The following is a 20,548-nucleotide window of genomic DNA, read 5'->3' as shown; positions in this document are numbered from 1 at the left end:
CCAGCCTGGTGCTCTTTCAGAATGCCAATGATCTGTTCTTCGCTGAAACGGCTTCTCTTCATCGTCTGTCTCCTCAGTTGGAGAACAGGCTAACCAAAATTCGAGGACATTTCAGGGGAGCAGGTCAATGAAGGTGTTGCAGCCTTCCGAACACTCGCAGGTGCGGGTGCTGTGCCATTTGCCGACATGCGTGCCGCCGCGCCGATGGAGAAGCGCGACATGGCCTGTTTCAAACTCTCGGACTGCTGCGCCAGAGATTGCGTGACAGCGTTCGTTTCCTCAAACATCGCCGCGTTTTGTTGCGTCACCTCGTCCAGCTGCCGCATGGCAGCGTTGGATTCCGAAATGCTAAGAGACTGTTCCTGAGCTGCCGAGGCAATCACGGACACCAGGCTGTCAATGTTTTCGACGGCTTCGCTGATGCTCTGCAGCGCCGTTCCGGTCTCATTGACCAAAGCAACACCGTTCGCAACCTGTTTGCCACTGGACTCGATCAGCACACCGATCTCGCGGGCGGCTTCGGACGACCGGCCCGCCAACTCCCGGACCTCGGAGGCCACCACTGAAAAGCCCCGTCCAGTCTCACCGGCCCGCGCTGCCTCGACACCGGCATTCAAGGCCAGCAGATTGGTCTGAAAGGCAATGTCTTCAATCACACCGACGATCTTCGAGATCTGATCTGAAGACGCTTCGATCTCCGACATGGCGGTGACGGCCTTTTGCACAATCTCATCTGACGATCCGGCTTTGCTGCGTGCGGTGCTGACCGCATCATTCGCCTGCTGCGCGTTCTCCGCTGTGTTCGATGAATTGGTCGCGATCTGGGATATCGCAGCCGTCGTCTCTTCCAGGGTCGCGGCTTGCGACTCCGTCCGCTTGGCCAGCGTGTCCGCCGCGCTCTCGATGGCAGCCGCATCGTCGATGATGGTACCGGCGTTCTGCTGCACGACGGTCATAGCCTCGCGCAGCGCCGACACGGCGCTGTTGAAGTCATTGCGCAGATCTTCATATTTCTCAGGCAGCGGATCGTCGATCTGCTCACACAAATCACCTTCCGAAAGCGCCTTGAGCGCATGTCGAAGAGTGTCAACCACATGATTCTGCTCTGCTTCGATCTTGGAGCGCGCCTCGCGTTCAGCCTCTTCTGTTTCACGCGCCTTCCGGTCCGCTTCAATGGCGTTCTGGGTCTCCTGTTCTGCCAAGGTACGGGCTTCAAACGCTTCTTGCTGCGCAGTATTCGCGGCGGCAAGCGCCTCTTCGGCCTCGCCACGTGATGCTTCCGCGCGCTCCAGCGCTTCACGCGTCTCTTCAGCGGACGCCGCAATCTGCATATTCTTGGCCAGAGTTTGCTGATATGCCCGGTTTCGACTTCTTAGTGCCACCCAAAGCACGGCAGCTTCGACCACCACGATCACCCCATGAAGCGCTGTGCGCTGAAGATTCGCTCAGAGCTCTACCGATGGATAGACCAGGGCCGGCAGCGCCAGCGACAGGCCAAGGTGGTGAACAGCGATTGCAGCAGCGGCAGCGAGGATTGCCACCGGCTCCGACATAATCATGCAAACCGCCAGCAAGGCGAAGAACAACATGTGCCCATCAAGCTGCCAGGGGTGGCCGGCCAAGGCCGCCGTGATGCAGATCGCCTGACCAACAAGGCCAATCGCGGCCAGCACCCTGCCTGCCCGGCCAGAGAAACGGGCGCCAAGAAAGGCCATACCCGCGAAGATCGCAGCCACCAGCGCCACCGCCAGCAGGGCGTTTCCAGCAATCCAAGCCGCCATGACTGAAAAAGGAACAAGCATGGCACTGCCGATGGCCACCTGCATGGTCGCTTTGTCGGCAGCTTCGATCCAGGCTTCGTCCCGATAGGTTTCAGTTGACGTCATATTGGTACTCCACAAAGTATTGCGAGGTATCGGCCATCCACCACCAGCCATGCGCCACTGTGCAGAAGCGCATCCGGCCGCGTCGCCTCAGCAGGCTGCACCAACGCCCCGAATGGTGCGACCTGTGGCCCCACCAGCCGTGCGCCGGACGCCTCGATAACCTCCGGCTGCAAGGATGCGCTTGGCCCAATGACCAGCATGATCTCGCCCTCAACCGGCTCTGCCGTCGCAAGTGCGAGCAGAGGGCCGGCCAAAGAGGCCAGCAGAATGGAGACGGTAACAACGATAACCCGCATACAAACCTCGATTGCTGGAGCTCAGCTATCAGCGGAGTGTTTACATCGCCCTAAGAGGCGCCCCCCAACCGCGCAGGAAGCTCTTGAAGAGAAGAGGAGCCTGTCCGAAAGAATTTCGACGATCCGCTCTCTTCCCAAGGGATCAAACCCTACATATAGTGCGCCGCAATAGACAAACCGCAGCAAGCGGTTGGGGCAAAGGATCGGTCATGGCGCATATTATCGTCGTCGGCAACGAAAAGGGCGGCGCGGGCAAATCGACCGTTTCCATGCATGTCGCGACAGCTTTGGCACGGATGGGCCACAGGGTCGGCGCGCTGGATCTTGACCTGCGCCAGCGCACCTTTGGCCGCTATACCGAGAATCGACGTGCATTTCTGCAAAAGGCGGGGCTGGATCTGGCCAGCCCCTTTACCCGCGATCTGCCCGAGGTGCCTGCAGAGACCCTGCAGCCGGGTGAAAACATCTATGACCACAGGTTGTCGATTGCCGTGTCCGCACTTCAGCCGGAGAGCGATTTCATCCTGATAGACTGCCCCGGCTCGCATACGCGTCTGAGCCAGGTGGCCCATTCCCTTGCCGACACGCTGGTCACGCCGCTAAACGACAGCTTTGTCGATTTCGATCTGCTGGCCCGGACGGATTCCGCCGGGGAAACGATACTGGGGCCATCCGTCTATTCAGAAATGGTGTGGAACGCGCGTCAACTGCGCGCCCAGGCCGGACTTTCAGCCATCGACTGGATTGTGCTGCGCAACCGCATCGGCGCACAGCGCATGGTCAACAAGGAAAAGATGGAACGGGCGGTCACAAAGCTCAGCAAACGTATTGGTTTCCGAACCGCCCCTGGCTTTTCCGAACGGGTTGTCTTTCGCGAACTCTTCCCCCGTGGATTGACGCTGCTGGACCTCAAGGATGTGGGCGTAAAGCAGTTGAACATCTCCAATGTCGCGGCCCGACAGGAACTGCGCGACCTGATGAAGGCGCTGGACCTGCCGGGTGTTTCGGTGAATTTCTAAACCGTCCGCTCACGACAATTTTAGTTTTCTTCACAACCGGAAGAGGAGCGCCGATCTCACGAGGGTTTGAGTATCCCGTGATCTGCGCCCGCTCCTAGGGTGCCTCAGCCTTCCGTTCTGGAAGGTACATCTGACAGGAGTAAAAGATGAATAGACTGACCAGACACCTTCTGGCGCTGGCTGTGACGGCTGTCGGCGCAAGCCTTGCCGTGACGGCAGAGGCCAGATCACTGCAGATCACAGTGACGAATAATCAGGCCGCAGGCGGGCTTGCCATTACCCCGCTCTACACTGCTTTTCACAATGGCAGCTTCGATGCATTTGACCTAGGCGGCACCGCCTCACCCGGCATTGAACTGCTGGCCGAAACCGGCATGCCCGGCACGGTCGCACAAGAACGGCTGGCGGTTGACCCGGACTCGCAAAGGCTCATTCTCGGCTCGCCGACACCCCCACCACCGATCCAGCCGGGCCAAAGCGTATCGAGGAGGATCACTATTGAAAGCTCAGGCGCGGTATTCTTTACGTTTTTGTCGATGCTCCTGCCATCGAACGATCACTTTATCGGAAATGACAACCCCCTAGCGTATCAGCTGTTTGACGGTTTGGGGAACTTCACCGGCAATCGCACAATCAACGTCACCGGCGCACAGATCTATGATGCGGGCACCGAAGCGAACGGGCTGACCGGTGCTGCCTTTGTGCAGGGCGCCAACATTGGCGACAGCCCCGCAGGCGAAGGCAGCATTCAGCAAGGTCTCCCTCTGTCGGATGAACTCTTTGAGCCGGGTGTGTTGCTGGCGACAGGCGGCTCATTGAACCCCGCGCTTGCCAATTTCATCTCGAACCCGGGGGCATTCGACTTGCTCACCATCGAGATCGAAGCCGTCCCACTGCCCGCCAGCGCGCCGCTGCTGCTGGGCGCAATTGGCTTTCTGGGATGGCGGGCCCGTCGTAAGGCGACCGCATAATCTGATTGGGGGAGGGCCCGGGCTTGGGCCCTTTCCCGCACTGGTCCTTCAGCGCTGCAAAAAATGTTCGACGGCCGGGCCAGCACGACCTAAATACCGGTCATGAGCACGGCATTGGGTGATCTTCTGTTTTGGATCGGGGTCTTTGTTGCCCTGTTTTTCCTCTTGCGTTGGCGACAGGCCAAGAACAAGCGCAAGACGCCGCCCGATGACCAAGCATGATGCAGACACCCGGAACAGCCTCTGACGTTGCGCACCCTTACGTCCGCATGGCTCAGAACAACGCCTGGGCCAATGCGACGCTATACGCGGCGGTCCACACGTTGCCCGATGGGGCACCCAACGCCGCTGCGCCCGGGTTCTTCCCAACGCTGATTGAAACACTCAACCACATCTATGAGGTCGACCTCTACTACGTGGACGCGCTCGAAGGCGAGGGACTTGGGCGACAAGTCTATCAGAGAGAGGCAGAGCATGACACCATCGAACTCGCGGCCCGGCAGGCCGCAGTCGATAGGCGCCTGATCGACTTCTCCAAAGCATTGACGCCTGCCGAACTGGGGCAGTCGCGTAGAACCGAGCGCGCCGATGGTCTGTATGAAGAAACCGTCAGTGCACTTCTTCTGCATCTCTTTCAGCATCAGGTGCACCATCGGGGGCAAGCCCATGTGCAGCTGCACGCACTTGGGGTCGCGCCACCGCAGCTTGACGAGTTCCATCTGCGTTTCGACCGGGCTGCCACAGCGGAGGCCTTTGGCGCATGAGCAAATACGGGCCAAGCCGGAAGGAACTCAAACTGCGGATGATTGTCTCCGCCGGAGGATTGCTGCTGCTGACGGTGGCCCTGGCGCTTCGCGGACTGCCAAAGGGGCCAGCGATGTTCGAAGTGATCGGCATCGCGGGCGTCTTCTTTGGCGGCACTTTTCTGTGGAGCCTGAAGAACCTGCTCAGGCGGGACCATCCCGACGCCAGCTAAGGCGCAGCAGCGGCCCAAACCTCCACTTCGACCACAAACTCCGGACGGGTGAAGCCCGACACGATCACGAGAGTCGAGGACGGCAGGACCGCCACATCCCGCAAGAACTCGTCCCGCGCCGCCATGTACCCCTGCATATACATGCGGTCGGTCACATAGGCGCTGAGATGACAGACATTCTGGGCTGTCATCCCGGCCTCACCAAGAATCGCGGCGATGTTGGCGAAACAAATCTCAGCCTGGCTTTGCGCATCGGCAGGCACGCTCCCATCTGCGGCCAGCCCAAGCTGACCAGAGGTTCGCACCAGCCGCGTGCCTGCTGGCAACTCAACCCCATGCGAGTAGCGCGCGAAGGGTGGTGCGATACTGTCTGGCGCAAGTGCTTTCATATCCGGCTCCGTCACTGTGAACCCGCGCAGCATGACGCAGGCGCTGGTGCCTGCAAACCCGGTGATTTGATCCGCATATGAAAATGTTGCACTCAAAGGCTGTGGTCAGGCCGCGCGGCCTGGCAAAGGGTTGACGCCACCGGCGCGACATTTGAAACTCACCCCAACCCGCTTTGGGCAAAACCAAGGACAGCAGATCAACTGTGTCACCGCGCCGACACCAAGGACCGGCAATCTCGCGCCAATGTTTCGTCTAAGGACAGAGAGGACCAACATGACATTTTTCACCCGCACCGGCAGCCCCCTGCCGAAGACCGTTGTCTTGTCCGCCGCCAAAGTCGGGGCCGATCCGGTCAGCCGTCGCGAGTTTCTGGCCGTGGCCAGCGCCTTTGGCGCCACGACGACCACAGCCTATGCAATGATCGGCCTGACCCCGCCTGCCCGCGCCGCCGCGCATAAGGAGGGTGGCGTTGTGCGCATCCAACAGGAGGTGCGCGCTCTGAAGGACCCCCGCACCTATGACTGGCCGCAGATTTCCAATTTCTCCCGTGGCTGGCTGGAATATCTGGTCATCTACGAAAACGACGGCACCTTTACGCCCGCCCTGCTGGAAAGCTGGGAAATCAACGATGATGCCACCGAATACACGCTGAACGTCCGCAAGGGTGTGACATGGAACGACGGCAGCGCCTTCACCGCTGAGGATGTGGCCCGCAACATCACCGGCTGGTGCGAACGCGAGATCGAAGGCAACTCCATGGCCGGGCGCTTTGCCACCTTGATCGACAGTGAAACCGGCACCGCGATCGACGGCGCCATCACGGTTGTCGACGCGCACACGGTCAGACTTGTTTTGCCAAAACCCGATATCTCGCTGATCCCCGGCATGGCGGATTATCCTGCAGCGATCACACCGGCGGGCTTTGACGCGGCCACGATGCTGGAGAACCCGGTGGGCACCGGCCCGTTTCTGCCGGAGTCGCTGGAAGTGGGCGTCAAGGGCGTGCTGGTCAGGAACACCGAGCACAGCTGGTGGGGCACGGAGGTTTTTGGCGGCCCCTATATCGACCGTCTGGAATATGTGGACTACGGCACCGACCCTTCGGCATTTATCGCCGCTGCGGACGCGGATGAGATCGACGCGCTTTACTCCATCGAAGGGGATTTCATCGACATCTTCGCCTCGCTGGACGGCTGGACGGAAAACTCCATCGCCACGGCGGCCACCATTGTGATCCGGCCCAACCAACTGGCCGAAATCGACGGCAAGACACCCTATGCGGACAAGCGGGTGCGGCAGGCGCTGGCCATGGCGGTCGACAATGCGGTGCTTTTGGAGCTGGGCTATGGCAGCCGCGGCATCGAAGCCGAAAACCACCACGTGGGGCCGATGCACCCCGACTATGCCGAGCTGCCGCCGCGCGAGGTTGATCCGGCGGCGGCCAAGGCCCTGATGGACGAGGCCGGCATGGGAGATTACGAACATGAGCTGATCTCCATCGATGATGCCTGGCGCAAGGATACAACCGATGCCGTTGCAGCGCAGCTTCGAGATGCCGGCATCAAGGTCAGGCGGAAGATCCTGCCCGGCACCACCTTCTGGAACGACTGGACAAAATACCCGTTTTCCTCAACCGACTGGGCGCATCGTCCACTGGGCGTGCAGGTCTGGGCGCTGGCCTACCGCTCCGGCGAGGCCTGGAACGAGTTTGGCTGGGCCAATGAAGAGTTCGACAAGATGCTCGATGTGGCCCTGGCCACGGCGGATGTGGACGAACGCCGCAATCTGATGCAGGTCATGCAGACGCTCATTCGGGAAGAAGGTGTGACGATCCAGCCGTACTGGCGGTCGCTCTACAACTTCACGAAGGACGGGCTGGTCGGTGCCGAACACCATATCACCAACGAATTCCATCCCGCCCGCATGGCCTGGACCTGATCACACCTGAGCCCCGAGGGGGCCGCATATCTCGCGGCCCCCTCGGGGCGCCCTCGACCTGCACCGTCAGAGGTGCACAAGATCAACGTCACCGCCAAGGCGCACCATCGCGGCCTGCAACCGGCCCTCCTCCAAACGTCGCGCATGGCTCAGAAGGCCACCCTTATCAGCGGGAAATCCAAGGGCCGCAATACTAGCCTCATCCACCTGATCAGCGTGCACCCCGGCGGACTTTGCGGAGAGCACCGCCCCAAGTGCGCCTGCGATCAGGTGGATCACCATTTCGCCGTCCGTCATCTGCACCCGCTGAATGCCGCCGAACCAGGCTTCCTCCCGCAGCAGATCCTCGACCAGCGGATCTTCCACCGCGCCCCCGCCGCCAGGATAGCGGTACCAGCCCACGCCGACGCAGCGCCCAAGCCGCCCCTCCGAGATCATGCGGGGCAACACCGGCGTGGCATGCGGACCACAGCGAGTCCTGGCCACGTCCAGCCCCAGATCGTCCTGCGCTGCGCAAATGCCCGTGGCAAAGCCGAAGTCTGTCATTGCGGCATCCAGCTCCCACGGCGTTGTGGCCTCATAGAGCAACCTGTCGGCGGCCCGCGTCAGGCCCGCTGCCATCACCGCGGCCAGCTCCCCTCGGGTCACCCGGACGACCGCTGCAGAAAGCCGCCCGCCGCGATCACCTTGATGAGGTCATTGAGCGAGGCATTGACTGTCTTGTTTGACGTATCCACCCGCGCTTCGGCCCGTTCATAAAGCGGGACACGGGCCTGCAGCAGGGATTTGAGCTGCTGCATCGCTGCGGGGTTGCCCTCCATGGGGCGCAGGTCCCCCTGTGCCCGCACCCGCTGCATATGCTCCGCCGGAGAGGCCTGAAGCCAGATCGTGTGGAACTGCTCCAACACCTGCTGATAGGTCGTCTCCTCGGCAACCAGCCCACCCGCCACAGCCAGGATCAGCCGGTCATGGGCTGCGACAACGCGCGAGATGGCCTGCGCCTCCATCCGGCGGTATCCATCCTGCCCGTAGAGCGCGATCACCTCGGCTACCGGCATGCCCGTTTCGTCTTCGATCCGGCGGTTCAGTTCAACAAACGGCAGATGCAGCGCCTCGCTGGCCATCCGGCCCAGCGTCGACTTGCCCGCCCCCCGCAACCCGATCAGGCAGATGCGCCCGGAGCGCAGCGCGGCAGGGTTCTGCGCGGCCAGCAACTGCCGGACCTTGCGCTGCACCGCCTCCGGCGCATCAAGATAAAGCTGGCCGATGCGCTGCACCTCGTGGTCCTCCGGCGTGTCGTCGGACAGCAACCCCTGCACGGGCACCTCCAGCGCCACGGCGATCTTTTGCAAAAGCGTGATCGAGATATTGCCGGCTCCCGCCTCCAGCTGCGCCAGATAGCGCGGCGACACGCCGGAGCGTTCGGACAGCGCGCGACGCGACAGCTTCTGCGCTTGGCGCAGGGCGCGGACACGCACGGCCAGCAGCCCTTTCAGCGGCACGGCGGGATCGGAGGGGGGGTGCGTCATCTCGCGGTCAAAGTCCCCGTGCAAGCCGCTCGCCCGCAGCATGTACGTCTAGTACGTCTCAACGTGATAGCGACCTTCCTCGCGCATGGTCCCACGCATATCCGACCAGACGCGTCCCGCACCCTCCGCGATCTCTGCGAGCGCGTCCTCGACACCCTGCTCCATGTCCTTGCGGCCACAAATGTAGACGTGCAACTGCGCGTTATCCAAAAGCGGCGCAATGTGGCCCGAGGCCGCACGCAGCTTGTCCTGCACATATTGCTTGGGCTGATCCGGCGTGCGACTGAATGCGAACTCCTTGCGCATGAAGTCTTCGGGGATCTTCTTGAGCGGCCCGAAGTACGGCAGATCGCGCGCACTGCGTGCCCCGAAGATCAGCGTCAGGCTGTCTCGTGCGTCGGGCCTCTCGCGCTGCCGCCGCATGGTGAAGCCTCGAAACGGCGCGGAGCCGGTGCCTGTGCAGATCATCAGCAGATGCGCATTGGGGTCGGACGGCAGCAGAAAGGTCGCGCCAAAGGGCCCGGTGATCTGCACCTCCTGACCCTTTTGCAGATCGCAAACGTAGTTTGAACACAGACCCCGCGGCTCCCGCTTTACCGTCAGCGACAGGTTGTTGAACCCCGGCCGCTCTCCATCGCGCGGGTTGGAGATGGAGTAGAGCCTCGGCAAGTGTGGCTTGCCGGTCGCATCGAGACCGGGCGGTACGATCCCGATGCTTTGACCTTCCAAAATTGGGAACGGCAGGCGACCAAGGTCCAGTACGATGTGACGCACATCATTTTCACTGTCGGGGTCGGTCAAACGGTAGTTGCCTTGCACCGTCGCAGCCGCCGGGTTGGACAGGGGGTGCAGGTTGATTGTGGGTTTCGAGGCCGTCGCAGGCGCGCGCGCCCGCCCGCCCGTGCCTTTATGCGCCTCGGCCAGAAGAGCGGCCACGGCATCGTCCAGCGCCTCGATCTCATCCGCTTCGGCGTTCTCTGGCAGGGTGATATCGCCTTGCTCGGGCAGTTCATCGAAACCGTATTGGTCGTCCAGACTGTAGGGCGTCTCCACCACACGCCACTCATCGATGGAGCCGGTGGGGCAGACCGGGATGCAATCCATGCAGAAATTGCAGGTGTCCGGGTCGACCACGACATTGGTGTCGTCGTGCTGAATCGCCCCGATTGGGCAGGTCATCTCACAGGTGTAACAGCGGATGCAGATCTCGGGGTCGATCAGATGTTGTTTAACAGGTGTCGTCATGGGCTGGCGGTGGGGTGTCGCAGCACCGTCTCGGGCAGCAGCGCCATCTCTACGATGGCGCGGCACAGGCCTTTGCAATCGGTGCAGCCGATGCAGTTCGCGCGGGGCAGAACAGGGGATTTTGCGGTTTGATGTGTCATGGGTCCGGGTTCCTCTCGATGATCGGGATGGGTTCGGTGATGCGGGCCAGTAAAACTGGCCCGACCCACGGGCGCCTTGATGCAGGTCAAGCCATGTGCAGTTGCACGTATTCGAAGTCTCCGGGCTTGTTGTCGATGCCCACCTTGGGCGGCGCGATCCATGAGGCGTATTGCCCCGGCTCATAGCAGGGCACCATCAGCGACTGGATAAAGTCGCCATCGGCCTTGGTGGGCAGCCAGTCGTCCCGCCGCTTGGCCCAGTCTTCGGCGGAGATGATATTGCCATCCGGGTCCACCGCGACCGTCGAAAAAACGCCGATCTGACGGTGGAAGCCTTCATGCGGCAGCTTCAGCGCAAACTCGATGCCCGCCTTTGCGATCATCTTGTTCCAGCGCCCCACCCCGCCAGAGGCATCGCGAACATAGTCGTCACGCAAGCGCATGTTGATAGCAGTCAGCGCTGGGACATCCTCCGTCAGAATTTTGCCATCTGTGATCGAAGTGACCGGGTAAGTATCGTTCTGCAGCTTGTGATCATCATCGATCCGCTGCTCCATATAGCGGCCCTTTATCCCTGCGTTGAACGCATTGGCCGCATTGGTCGAGACCTCCTGACCAAAGAGATCGAGGCTGAGTGTATAGTGCAGGTTGAGCTTTTTCTGGATGGTCGGCAGGTCGATCACCCCGAGGTCACGGATGGCGTTGATGTCGGTTGGGTCCGCGATGCCAGCCTCGGACATCGCCGCCAGCGTCGCCTGAATGGTGCGCCCCACCCCGGTCTCGCCCACAAACATGTGGTGCGCTTCTTCGGTCAGCATGAAGCGACAGGTGCGGCTGAGCGGGTCGAACCCCGACTGCGCGAGGCTTTCGAGCTGCATCTTGCCGTCCCGGTCGGTGAAATAGGTGAACATGAAAAAGCTGAGCCAATCGGGCGTTTCCTCGTTGAAGGCCCCCAGCATGCGCGGCGCCTCCTCGGAACCCGAGGAGCGCACGAGCAGATCGTCCGCCTCTTCCCGCCCGTCGCGGCCAAAATATTTCTGCAGCAGGTAAACCATGGCCCAGAGGTGCCGCCCTTCCTCCACATTGACCTGAAATAGGTTGCGCATGTCGTAGAGCGACGGCGCCGTAAGGCCCAGAAACCGCTGCTGCTCCACCGATCCGGGTTCGGTGTCGCCCTGGATCACGATCAGCCGCTTGAGCATATTGCGATACTCACCCGGCACCTCCTGCCAGGCAGGCTCGCCGCAATGCTCCCCCATCGGGATACGCCGGTCCTCGACGGCAGGAGCCAGCAGCACCCCCCAGCGATACTCCGGCATCTTGACGTAGTCGAACTTGGCCCAGCCCTTCGGGTCCACCGACACAGCCGTGCGCAGATAGACCATGCTCTCCTGAAAATTCTGCGGAATGAGGTCATTCCACCAGTTGATGTAGCCCGGATGCCATTTCTCAAGCGCCTTCAGCACCTTCTTGTCGGAACTCAAGCCGACATTATTGGGAATTTGACTGTCGTAGCTCACATTGATCAGATCGAGCATTCCGTCCTCCTCTGGGATGGGGTGGCCTGAAAGCCCACCTAACCTGCCTGTCGTGAGGTCTGTGCTGGCAGGTAGGGTGGGCTTTCAGGCCACCCGTGCTAAACACGTTCCATATCGTAGACCCCCCGCACCCCGGTGCCGTATCGCTGCAGCGCCCCCTCCGGCCCCACGGCATTCGAGCGTTGGAAAATCCAGTTCTGCCAGGCCGTCAGACGCCCGAAGATGCGCGTCTCCATCGTCTCGGGGCCTGCAAACCGCAGGTTGGCCTCCATACCCGTCATCGCATCCGGCGAGAAACTGGCGCGCTCCTCGCGAAAGAGTCGCACTTCGTCTTCCCAGTCGATGTCGTCATAGGCATAGGTCACAAGCCCCAGCACCTCAGCCTGCTCCGCCTCTAGCGCGGTACCGATCTTCTGCTCCAGAATTGCGACATCCTCCGGCGCGCCGAGAAAGCGGGTCTCAAGCCGGCTCAAGCCGTTGCCCATAAGGTAAAGCCCGAAGTTGCCGGACGTCAGATGCAGTGCGGCAAGCGGCCTGTCATCCTCCTCAAAGGGCTCCAGCATCATGTAGCTGCGATCCACCGCCCAGAGCAGCTCGGCCAGAACACCAGCGAAACAGGAGCCGTGCTCGACCAGCGCCACCAGACTGCGCGACGTCATGTCGAGCCGTTTCAGCACGCGCTTCCACAGGCACAGCACCTCATTTGCCAGCCAGTGATCCGCGTGCCGCAGCAGCAACGCCTCATGCGCGACCACGAGGTCCGGCCTGCCTTGGGTCTGAATCTCTATCAGGCCAAGCGTCCCTTCGTTGCTGCGCAGATGCAGGATGGCATCATCCAGCTCGCGCGCGCAGCGCAGCATCCAGGCATCGGAGCCTTCCGCTTCGAAGGCCCCCATATCCGCCGCTGCCTCCGTTTCCGGGCCAAGGATGGTGACCACAGCACGCCTGCCTGCACGGTCAAGCGCCACTGACACAGTGGAGTAGAACACAGCATCCGGCTCAAACACCCGTTTCAGGGGTTTCAACGCAATCCCCTTGGGCACGTCGGGCTTATCTGACGCCGCAGCGAAAGCCTGCGCGCGCGCAGCCACAGCCTCATCAAATGTCGCGTTCGGGACAACCTCATCGACCAGTCGCCACTGTAACGCCCGCTTGCCCTTGACCCCTTCCTCCACCGAGCAGAAGACATCCGCCAGATCGCGACGGACCTTGCGCTTGTCGGTCACGCGGGTCAGCCCACCGGTGCCCGGCAAAACCGCCAGCAACGGCACCTCGGGCAGCGCCACAGACGAGGTGCTGTCATCCGTTAGCATGATGTGATTGCAGGCCAGCGCAAGCTCATAGCCGCCGCCCGCGCAGGCGCCTTGGATCGCGCAGATGTAGTTCTGCCCACTGTCCTCAAGCGCCGCCTCGAACGTGTTCCGTGTCTCATTGGTGAATTTGCAGAAATTGACCTTATGCGCATGCTCTGCCGCGCCCAGCATGCGGATGTTGGCCCCGGCGCAAAACACCCTGTCCTTGGCGGAGCGCAGAACAACAACCTTCACCTCGGGGTGCTCAAACCGCATGCGCTGCACTACATCAGCAAGCTCAATATCGACCCCGAGATCGTAGGAATTGAGCTTGAGCTGATACCCCTCGAACAGCCCGCCATCCTCGTCTACATCCATATAGAGCGTGGCAATGGCACCATCGTATTCAACCCGCCAGTGCGTCATGGCGAGGGGGTCCACCTGAAAGTCGATGCGTTTGCTCAAGTGTTGCCCTTTCACCCGCATGCTCATCAGTCATGCATTATAAATCATCGCATGGGCGGTACGCTGCCAACCAACCGCCAATCATGCAATAAATTCTGGGTAATTATGCAATATCACGCATATCTACGCGCTTCAGCGTGGCGGCAACCTCCTCCTGAACATCCCTAACGCGGAGGCCAAGTACCTCTGCCTCACCACCACAGCCCGCCAGATGCCCTTGCACCATCGCGCAGAGCCGGCGCGCCGCGCGGGGGCGCTGCATCTGCAGCTTCAGCCGGGCATTGGCCAGTTGGATCAACGCCTGCACCATCTCCCGCTCGGCACTGGGGTCGGCGGTGTGTAACCAGACCGCCTCAAGAACCTCGTGACACTCCCAGAAGTATCCCGCGCCCAGATAGGCGAGACCGGTCTGAAACGCCGATGTGTCCCAAAGCCTGTCTGGAGATGTGCCGACGGTCGCCTTGATGCTCTCAAACCAATCCTCTGGATGGCGCGCCGTCTGACCCGGCACGTAGGCGTGCGACGGGCGCAGATCCTCCGGCAGGTCAGGCCACCGCAACATCCGCCCGCTCCAACCGCACCAAACGGGCACAAAACGCGGCAATCGCCGCGATAGTCTGATCCGGCTGCTCCAGATGCGGGGCATGACCACAGTGATCGAGGATCAGCTCTTCGAAGGGCGCATAGATGCGGGTGCTGATTTCCTCGATCTGGGCCAGAGAACCGTAAGCATCTTCACGCCCTTGAATCGCCAGCACAGGCACGCGCCAGTGATCAATGGCGTCGGCAATCGACCAAGTGGCAAAACCCGGGTCTGTCCAGGCGTCATGCCAGCCGTGGAAGGCACCCACGACGTCATCATGATAGCGCGCGAGCCGGGCGCGCAGGTCCCCGGTCGCAAAGTCGCGACCCGCCGCGCGGATCGCCTCAAACCCCTGCGCTTCGACAAAGAAATGCGGAGCGATCAGGACAAGCCCCCGCACGCGCCTGTCGCTGACAGATCCGGCATAGGCCGCCGCGATGCTGGCCCCGTCGGAATGCCCCAAAAGGATCACATCCTGCAAACCCGCTGCATCCATGACCGCAGCCAACACGTCCCGCGCCTCGCGCTCCATATAGTCGAGCGGGCGTGGCCGCGTAACGGGGTCGGACCGGCCGTACCCCTGACGGGAGTAGGCAAACACTCCCAACCCGGTCTCGGCTGCCAAGCGTTCAGGAACGTCACGCCAAAGGTCAACGCAGCCCAAGCCCTCATGCAGCAACACCAGCGTTGGCGCATCGCCCGGCGGTGGCCCGTAGCAGGCGCATTCGAGGCGCCTGCCTTGCACGTCTAAGCGCGCGCGCGCCTCAATACCCCAAGCCGTCATGATGTGGAGGCCTCCCGCAGCCGGAAGCGTTGAATCTTGCCCGTGGCGGTCTTTGGCAGGTCATCCACCACTTCGATCCAGCGCGGGTACTTCCACTTGCCGACCCGCGATTTGACATGCTCGGTCAGTTGCGCGTGCAGATCGGGCGGAGCCTCGGCTTCCAGCACGATGAAGGCTTTCGGCTTGTCCAGCCCATGGTCGTCTTGCGCCGCGACCACCGCCGCCTCCAGCACCACCGGGTGGCTGACCAGGGCCTGCTCCACCTCGAAGGGCGACACCCAGATGCCGGACACCTTGAACATGTCATCGGTGCGCCCGCAGTAGATGAACCGCCCATCCGCCCGGCGCTCGTATTTGTCGCCCGTGCGGGTCCAGACCCCTTCGAAGGTTTGCCGCGATTTCTCGCGCTGGTTCCAATAGCCCATGGCGGCAGAGGCGCCATTGACCAGCAGCTCGCCAATCTCACCGTCGGCGGCCTCCTGCCCGGCCTCATTCACAAGCCGCACCTCATAGCCAGGCACCGGCGTGCCGGAGGTGCCATAGGCCAAATCGTCGGCCCGATTGCTGAGGAAGATGTGCAGCATCTCGGTCGAGCCGACCCCATCAAGGATATCGACCCCGGTCAGCGACTGCCATCGTCGCCCCACATCTTCTGGCAACGCCTCTCCGGCGGAGATACAGCGGCGCAGTGGGGCCTGCGGCGCGCCGGACCGGTCCATCTCGGCCACCATGGCGGCATAGAGCGTCGGCACGCCACAAAAGACCGTGGGCTGTTCTGTCTCTAGCGTCGTCAGCATGTCACCGGGCGTCGGTCTGCCGCCAAAAAGGATTGTGGTCGCACCTGCCGCCAGGGGGAAGGTCATGGCGTTACCCAACCCGTAAGCAAAGAAGAGCTTGGCGGCGGAGAGCACCCGGTCCTCCGCCGTCAGGCCCAGCACATGCTTGCCGTAGGTGTCCGCCGTGGCGCGTAGGCTGGAGTGCACGTGCATTACGCCTTTGGGCTGCCCCGTGGAGCCCGATGAATAGAGCCAGAAGGCCACCTGATCGGGTGAAGCCGGGCAGGTCTCACAAACCTCGGCTCCGGCTACAAAGCTGCCGAAGGATTGCGCCTCCGGTACCTCATCCCCCACCACGATCACGGTCTTGAGGTACGGGTTGCCCGCGAGCGCCGGTTTCACCGCCTCGTAAAGCGGGGCAGAGACAAAGAGCGCCACCGCACGGCTGTCGCGTAGGATCGCATCATAGACCGGCGCTGCCAGCAGCGTGTTGATCGGGATTGGAACCACACCCGCCTTGAGCGCACCAAAAAAGAGCTGTGGAAACTCCAGCGTATCGAGCATGACCATCGCGATGCGCTCTTCCGGACGGATGCCTGCGCGTAGCAGCGCACCTGCGACACGGCCTGCGCCCTCTGCCAGCTGTGCGAAGCTGAGGCTCCGCGCCGTCCTGGCTTCCTGATGGGCGATCTTGTCTGCACGTCCTTCGGCAAGGTGGCGGTCGACAAAGAAGTCGGCGGCATTGGCTGAGGTTGTGGTCACGGCACCCTCCCCGCGTGACGGCTGGTGTTTTGCTCTATAGTGCATGGCGCTTGCCGCTCCGCAAGACACTGCATGTCACACTGCATTTTTGTGCATTGCCCCGTCAGCCGGGCAACAGGAACAGCGTGATCGCCGGAAACAGCACCAGGATGATCACCCGAACGATATCCGACCCGACAAAGAACATGACCGCTTTGTAGGTCTCGGTCATCGGGGTCTCGCGGTCCATGGCGTTGATGATGAAGAGGTTCATGCCCACCGGCGGCGTGATAAGCCCGACCTCCACCACGATCAGCACAAGGATACCGAACCAGATTGCCACATGCTCCGGCGACATACCAAAATCCATGGCCGAGATGACGGGGAAGAAAATCGGTACGGTGAGCAGGATCATCGACAGGCTGTCCATCAGGCAGCCAAAGATCAGGTAGAAGATCAGGATGATCGAGAGCACGAACCACGGGCTGAAGCCTCGGCCCAGCACCCAATCCGCCATGAACTGCGGCACGCCCGAGAGCGCGAGGAAGCTGTTGTAGAACCCCGCGCCCAGCACGATAAAGAAGATCATGGCGGTGGTGCGCGCCGTGCCCAGCAGGCTGTCACGGAACACCGCCCAGTTGAGCGAACCGGACAGCACCGCCACTAGCCCCGTGCCTGCAGCGCCAATGGCGGAGCCTTCGGTGGGCGTGAACCAGCCCAGATAGATGCCGCCGACCACAACGCCAAAGATCACCAGCACCGGCCAGGTTTTGGCGAGTGCGGCCCAGCGTTCAGACATGGGCTGTGGCGGGCGCGTGCCCGCAGAGGCAGGGTAAAGCCGCACATAGAGAGAGATGGTCAGCATATAGCCGAGCGCGGCGAGAATGCCCGGCACGAAGGCCGCAAGGAACAGCTTGGCGATGTTCTGCTCGGTCAGGATGGCGTAGATGACGAGGATGACCGACGGCGGGATGAGGATGCCCAGCGTGCCGCCTGCTGCCAGTGTCGCCGTCGAGAAGCCGCCCGAATAGCCGTAGCGGCGCAGCTCGGGCAGCGCGACCTTCGACATGGTCGCCGCCGTGGCCAGGGACGACCCGCAGATCGCACCAAACCCCGCACAGGCGCCGACAGAGGCCATGGCGACCCCGCCGCGCCGGTGGCCCAAAAAGCTCTCCGCCGCTTTGAAGAGCGCTGAGGACATGCCCGAGAGCGTCGCGAATTGTCCCATCAGCAGGAACATCGGGATGATCGACAGCGAGTAGCTGGAAAACTGCGTATAGGTCTCGGATTTCAGCTTGTTGAGCAAGACGTTCGGGTTGCCGCCCATGGCAAAATACCAGCCCGCAAAACCACAGAGCAGCATGGCGAGCCCAATGGGCGCGCGCAGAAGCACCATGATCAGCAGGATGGGGAAAGACCAAAAGCCAAGTTCGAGGTTGCTCACATCTCAGGTCCTCAGGCAGTTGGCAGCAGGTCGCGCCCCGAGAGGCTTTCCCGGATACGCAGAGCCGCGCAATAGACCGCCACGATGCAGGTGACAACGGACGCGGCAAAGCTGCAGGCATAGCCCCACCAGACCGGAAACTGCAGAAAGAAGGTTGTCTCACCATTGCCGATGTAGCGCTGCATCCCCTCGTAGAGCCGCCAGCTGATCAGGATCAGTGCGGCGGTCAGCACAACCTCCCAGAAGGCTGCAATCAGGCGGTTCAAGCGCCCGGGCAGTTTCGAGGTGAAGATATCCACGGTCGCGTGGGCCCCATAAAGCTGGCAGACCGGAAAGAAAGAGAAAATCGCAAAGGCGACGCCTGCCTCAAGGATCTCATAGCTGCCGTTGACCTCGCCGATGCCAAGCTCACGCCCCACGGTCGAGACTGTGGTCAGGATGACAAGCCCAACGAGCACCAGCCCACCAACAATCGCCGTTCCTCGGGCGAGCAGCTGCACGACCTGATGCATCTTGAACTCCGTTTCCGAAACATGACGCTCCGCAGCACATGGCGCAGTGCTGCGAAGCTGAAAACCGCGGGACCTATTCGGTGTATTTGTCGATCAGCATGCGGGCCTCGTCGATCAGCGCCTGGCCATCGATGCCTTTCTCGTTCATCTCGGCCACCCACTCGTCATAGATCGGCTGCGCGGCGGTCTTCCAAACAGCGGTTTCCTCTTCGGTCAGGGTCACGATGTTGTTGCCCCGTGCGGCTGCGGCCTCACGCGCCGGGCCATCGCTGTCAGCCTGCGTACCGCCCGCAAAGACGGAGAATTCCACGCCGGAGTTGTCGTCGATTACCTGTTTCAGATCGTCCGGCAGCCCGTCGTACCGGTCCTTGTTCATGGCCAGAACAAAGGTCAGCGAATAAAGCGCGTTGCCTGTGAATTCGGTATGGTTGTCCACCAGCTCCGGGATCTTCAGCGCCGCTGTAACCTCCCAAGGGATCGTGGTGCCGTCGAGCACCCCTTTCGACAGCCCCTCCGGCACGGCAGGCACTGGCATGCCAACGGGCGTGGCGCCCACCTTCTCCAACAGCGCATTCGCCAATCGCGAGCCACCCCGGATCTTCAGCCCTTCCATATCCGACGGCGTGCGCACTTCCTTGTTGACGTGGATCAGCCCGGGCCCGTGCACCCATGTGCCAAGGATGTGCACATCCTTGAACTCCGTGTCTTTCATGTGGGTCTCGAACATCTCCCAATAGGCGCGGGACGCAGCACGGGCGTTTGTCATCATGAAAGGCAGCTCGAACACTTCCGTCGAGGGGAAGCGGCCCGGCGTATAGCCCACAACCGTCCAGACGATATCGGCCACGCCGTCAATCGCCTGATCCATCAGCTCAGGCGGCTTGCCGCCCAGCTGCATCGAGGGATAGCGTTCCACCTTGATGCGGCCTGCGCTGTCCTCTTCCACCTTGTCGGCCCAGACATCCAGCACCAGCTTGGGCACATTGGCCTGCGGTGGCAAAAACTGGTGCAGCCGCAGTGTCACCTCCTGTGCAGCGGCCGCTCCTGCCGTGACGCCAAAGGCCAAGGCAGCCCCGGCCAGAGACAAAAAAGATTTCCGTGAAATGATCATGTTGGTTCCTCCCGTTACCCTGTTCTGCGCGCCTTCGTGCGGCATTGAACACGTCTTCCCTGCTAAATTGCTATTGCAGATGAGACAGGATGTCACCTGCATTCCGTAGCAACAGGCGCAACCAACGGGCACGCACAGACATGGAAAGCAGCGATTGCATCCAGAGGAGGGTTGGCAGACTCAACGAACAGGGTTTGACCCTTTGCCTGCACCGCAGCGTCCATAGGAAATCCGGGGCCGAGAGACGCTTGTGCACCCTGCAGACGCGCGCTCAGGGTACGCTCAATACGTTGTTTCCCAAAAGAGCAGACCTCAACCGCACAGCCCGCAAGTGGCGGTGCGCTGGCCAAGACGAATATCCGATCTGTGACCGGTGTGGCAGATAAGTCCTGGACGTGGCAGACTCAGGACGTCCTTCATAAAACCTCCACTCTGACCCGAAACTGACGATTTTAACTAAAAGTTAAATTAACTCGGCAGTGGGATCGGCGTTCCGCTACAGTGTCTCTGACAAGTTGGCCAGGTGAAAACCGGAAGGCCAAGTTTACGATCGGAGAAAGCTATGGCTGGGCAACTGCATGAAATTCTATTGCGTGACATTGGTCAGCCGACGAGTCTGGGGCCGTTGTTTGACGATCAACAGCGACAAGAAATGATATTGGAGCGCATGCAGGCTGAAAGATTTATAGCGGCCTGCACGCTAGACAACGTGGGATCACTTGTCGACGTTTTGGGGGCGGTCCTGAAAAAACGCTCAGCGACCATGCCTCCCGCTGAAAACTCAGACGATGAATTGCATGCACTATATAGGGCGTTCAGATCAGAACTCAGATACAGCGAAGTTGATGTTGTCATGGCCAGCAAAGATCATGAATGGGAAGAGTTCTGATCATTTCATAGCGACGCTGCGGC

The 20,548-nt window shown here is 61.4% G+C and carries 22 protein-coding genes; 6 read left to right on the top strand and 16 right to left on the bottom strand.

Annotated elements, in window-relative coordinates; all coding sequences use genetic code 11:
* Positions 1–89 precede the first annotated feature (89 nt).
* The 3 genes from So717_RS07555 to So717_RS07545 form a co-directional block, all read right to left on the bottom strand.
* Positions 90–1,331 carry a methyl-accepting chemotaxis protein gene (locus tag So717_RS07555; protein WP_159975590.1) on the bottom strand — a complete coding sequence of 414 codons (1,242 nt, stop codon included), beginning with the start codon at positions 1,329–1,331 and terminating at the stop codon, positions 90–92.
* Positions 1,332–1,445: 114 nt separating this feature from the next.
* Positions 1,446–1,886: a hypothetical protein gene (locus So717_RS07550; RefSeq protein WP_159975588.1), complete on the bottom strand. Its 441-nt coding sequence runs from the start codon at positions 1,884–1,886 to the stop codon at positions 1,446–1,448.
* Positions 1,883–2,182 carry a hypothetical protein gene (locus tag So717_RS07545; RefSeq protein ID WP_159975586.1) on the bottom strand — a complete coding sequence of 100 codons (300 nt, stop codon included), beginning with the start codon at positions 2,180–2,182 and terminating at the stop codon, positions 1,883–1,885. The genes So717_RS07550 and So717_RS07545 overlap by 4 nt, the downstream gene beginning before the upstream one ends.
* A gap of 209 nt (positions 2,183–2,391) precedes the next feature.
* On the opposite strand from So717_RS07545, the gene So717_RS07540 reads away from it, so the two are divergent.
* The 4 genes from So717_RS07540 to So717_RS07525 all read left to right on the top strand — a co-directional run bounded on the left by So717_RS07540 (position 2,392) and on the right by So717_RS07525 (position 5,148).
* On the top strand, positions 2,392–3,201 hold the full coding sequence (locus So717_RS07540) for a division plane positioning ATPase MipZ (RefSeq protein WP_159975585.1): 810 nt from the start codon (positions 2,392–2,394) through the stop codon (positions 3,199–3,201).
* Between the two features lie 146 nt (positions 3,202–3,347).
* The gene (locus tag So717_RS07535; RefSeq protein WP_159975584.1) at positions 3,348–4,172 is read left to right on the top strand and encodes a spondin domain-containing protein; all 825 of its coding nucleotides are present in this window, start codon (positions 3,348–3,350) and stop codon (positions 4,170–4,172) included.
* 218 nt (positions 4,173–4,390) lie between these two features.
* The gene (locus So717_RS07530) at positions 4,391–4,936 is read left to right on the top strand and encodes a DinB family protein (protein WP_238840725.1); all 546 of its coding nucleotides are present in this window, start codon (positions 4,391–4,393) and stop codon (positions 4,934–4,936) included.
* The gene (locus So717_RS07525) at positions 4,933–5,148 is read left to right on the top strand and encodes a hypothetical protein (RefSeq protein WP_159975583.1); all 216 of its coding nucleotides are present in this window, start codon (positions 4,933–4,935) and stop codon (positions 5,146–5,148) included. The genes So717_RS07530 and So717_RS07525 overlap by 4 nt, the downstream gene beginning before the upstream one ends.
* Here the strand turns inward: So717_RS07525 and So717_RS07520 are convergent.
* Complete coding sequence (locus tag So717_RS07520) at positions 5,145–5,633, bottom strand: RidA family protein (RefSeq protein ID WP_438810640.1); 489 nt, start codon at positions 5,631–5,633, stop codon at positions 5,145–5,147. The two genes, So717_RS07525 and So717_RS07520, sit on opposite strands and share 4 nt — an antisense overlap.
* A gap of 178 nt (positions 5,634–5,811) precedes the next feature.
* On the opposite strand from So717_RS07520, the gene So717_RS07515 reads away from it, so the two are divergent.
* The gene (locus tag So717_RS07515) at positions 5,812–7,476 is read left to right on the top strand and encodes an ABC transporter substrate-binding protein (RefSeq protein ID WP_159975582.1); all 1,665 of its coding nucleotides are present in this window, start codon (positions 5,812–5,814) and stop codon (positions 7,474–7,476) included.
* Positions 7,477–7,542: 66 nt separating this feature from the next.
* Here So717_RS07515 and So717_RS07510 read toward each other — a convergent pair whose 3' ends face one another.
* From So717_RS07510 to So717_RS07455, 12 genes are all read right to left on the bottom strand, one after another.
* Positions 7,543–8,124: a 3-hydroxyacyl-CoA dehydrogenase family protein gene (locus So717_RS07510; protein ID WP_159975581.1), complete on the bottom strand. Its 582-nt coding sequence runs from the start codon at positions 8,122–8,124 to the stop codon at positions 7,543–7,545.
* Complete coding sequence (locus tag So717_RS07505) at positions 8,121–9,005, bottom strand: helix-turn-helix transcriptional regulator (protein WP_159975580.1); 885 nt, start codon at positions 9,003–9,005, stop codon at positions 8,121–8,123. The genes So717_RS07510 and So717_RS07505 overlap by 4 nt, the downstream gene beginning before the upstream one ends.
* A 48-nt stretch (positions 9,006–9,053) precedes the next feature.
* Positions 9,054–10,250 (bottom strand): benzoyl-CoA 2,3-epoxidase subunit BoxA, encoded by a 1,197-nt coding sequence (boxA, locus tag So717_RS07500; protein WP_159975579.1) that lies wholly within the window; start codon positions 10,248–10,250, stop codon positions 9,054–9,056.
* Positions 10,247–10,390, bottom strand: a complete 144-nt coding sequence (locus tag So717_RS07495) for a hypothetical protein (RefSeq protein ID WP_159975578.1) — start codon at positions 10,388–10,390, stop codon at positions 10,247–10,249. Before So717_RS07495 ends, boxA begins: the two co-directional genes overlap by 4 nt.
* 86 nt (positions 10,391–10,476) lie before the next feature.
* Positions 10,477–11,928 (bottom strand): benzoyl-CoA 2,3-epoxidase subunit BoxB, encoded by a 1,452-nt coding sequence (gene boxB / locus So717_RS07490; RefSeq protein ID WP_159975577.1) that lies wholly within the window; start codon positions 11,926–11,928, stop codon positions 10,477–10,479.
* A 98-nt stretch (positions 11,929–12,026) separates the two neighbouring features.
* Positions 12,027–13,685: a 2,3-epoxybenzoyl-CoA dihydrolase gene (gene boxC, locus So717_RS07485; protein ID WP_202981898.1), complete on the bottom strand. Its 1,659-nt coding sequence runs from the start codon at positions 13,683–13,685 to the stop codon at positions 12,027–12,029.
* Positions 13,686–13,788: 103 nt separating this feature from the next.
* Positions 13,789–14,247, bottom strand: a complete 459-nt coding sequence (locus tag So717_RS07480) for a DUF309 domain-containing protein (RefSeq protein ID WP_159975575.1) — start codon at positions 14,245–14,247, stop codon at positions 13,789–13,791.
* Entirely contained in the window at positions 14,231–15,052 is an 822-nt protein-coding gene (locus tag So717_RS07475; protein WP_159975574.1) for an alpha/beta fold hydrolase, read from the bottom strand. Before So717_RS07475 ends, So717_RS07480 begins: the two co-directional genes overlap by 17 nt.
* Complete coding sequence (locus So717_RS07470) at positions 15,049–16,590, bottom strand: benzoate-CoA ligase family protein (RefSeq protein ID WP_238840723.1); 1,542 nt, start codon at positions 16,588–16,590, stop codon at positions 15,049–15,051. The genes So717_RS07475 and So717_RS07470 overlap by 4 nt, the downstream gene beginning before the upstream one ends.
* A 103-nt stretch (positions 16,591–16,693) precedes the next feature.
* A complete protein-coding gene (locus tag So717_RS07465) occupies positions 16,694–18,013 on the bottom strand; it encodes a TRAP transporter large permease (protein WP_159975572.1) in 1,320 nt (439 codons plus the stop codon).
* Between the two features lie 11 nt (positions 18,014–18,024).
* Entirely contained in the window at positions 18,025–18,525 is a 501-nt protein-coding gene (locus tag So717_RS07460; protein WP_159975571.1) for a TRAP transporter small permease, read from the bottom strand.
* 73 nt (positions 18,526–18,598) lie between these two features.
* Positions 18,599–19,636, bottom strand: coding sequence for a TRAP transporter substrate-binding protein (locus So717_RS07455; protein WP_159975570.1), 1,038 nt, complete (start codon positions 19,634–19,636; stop codon positions 18,599–18,601).
* Between the two features lie 562 nt (positions 19,637–20,198).
* Between So717_RS07455 and So717_RS07450 the strand changes: the two genes are divergently transcribed.
* Complete coding sequence (locus So717_RS07450) at positions 20,199–20,525, top strand: hypothetical protein (RefSeq protein WP_159975569.1); 327 nt, start codon at positions 20,199–20,201, stop codon at positions 20,523–20,525.
* The last annotated feature ends 23 nt before the right edge of the window (positions 20,526–20,548 follow it).

Source organism: Roseobacter cerasinus, assembly GCF_009811755.1.
Lineage (GTDB): Bacteria > Pseudomonadota > Alphaproteobacteria > Rhodobacterales > Rhodobacteraceae > Roseobacter > Roseobacter cerasinus.
This window is presented reverse-complemented; position numbering and strand designations above follow the sequence as displayed.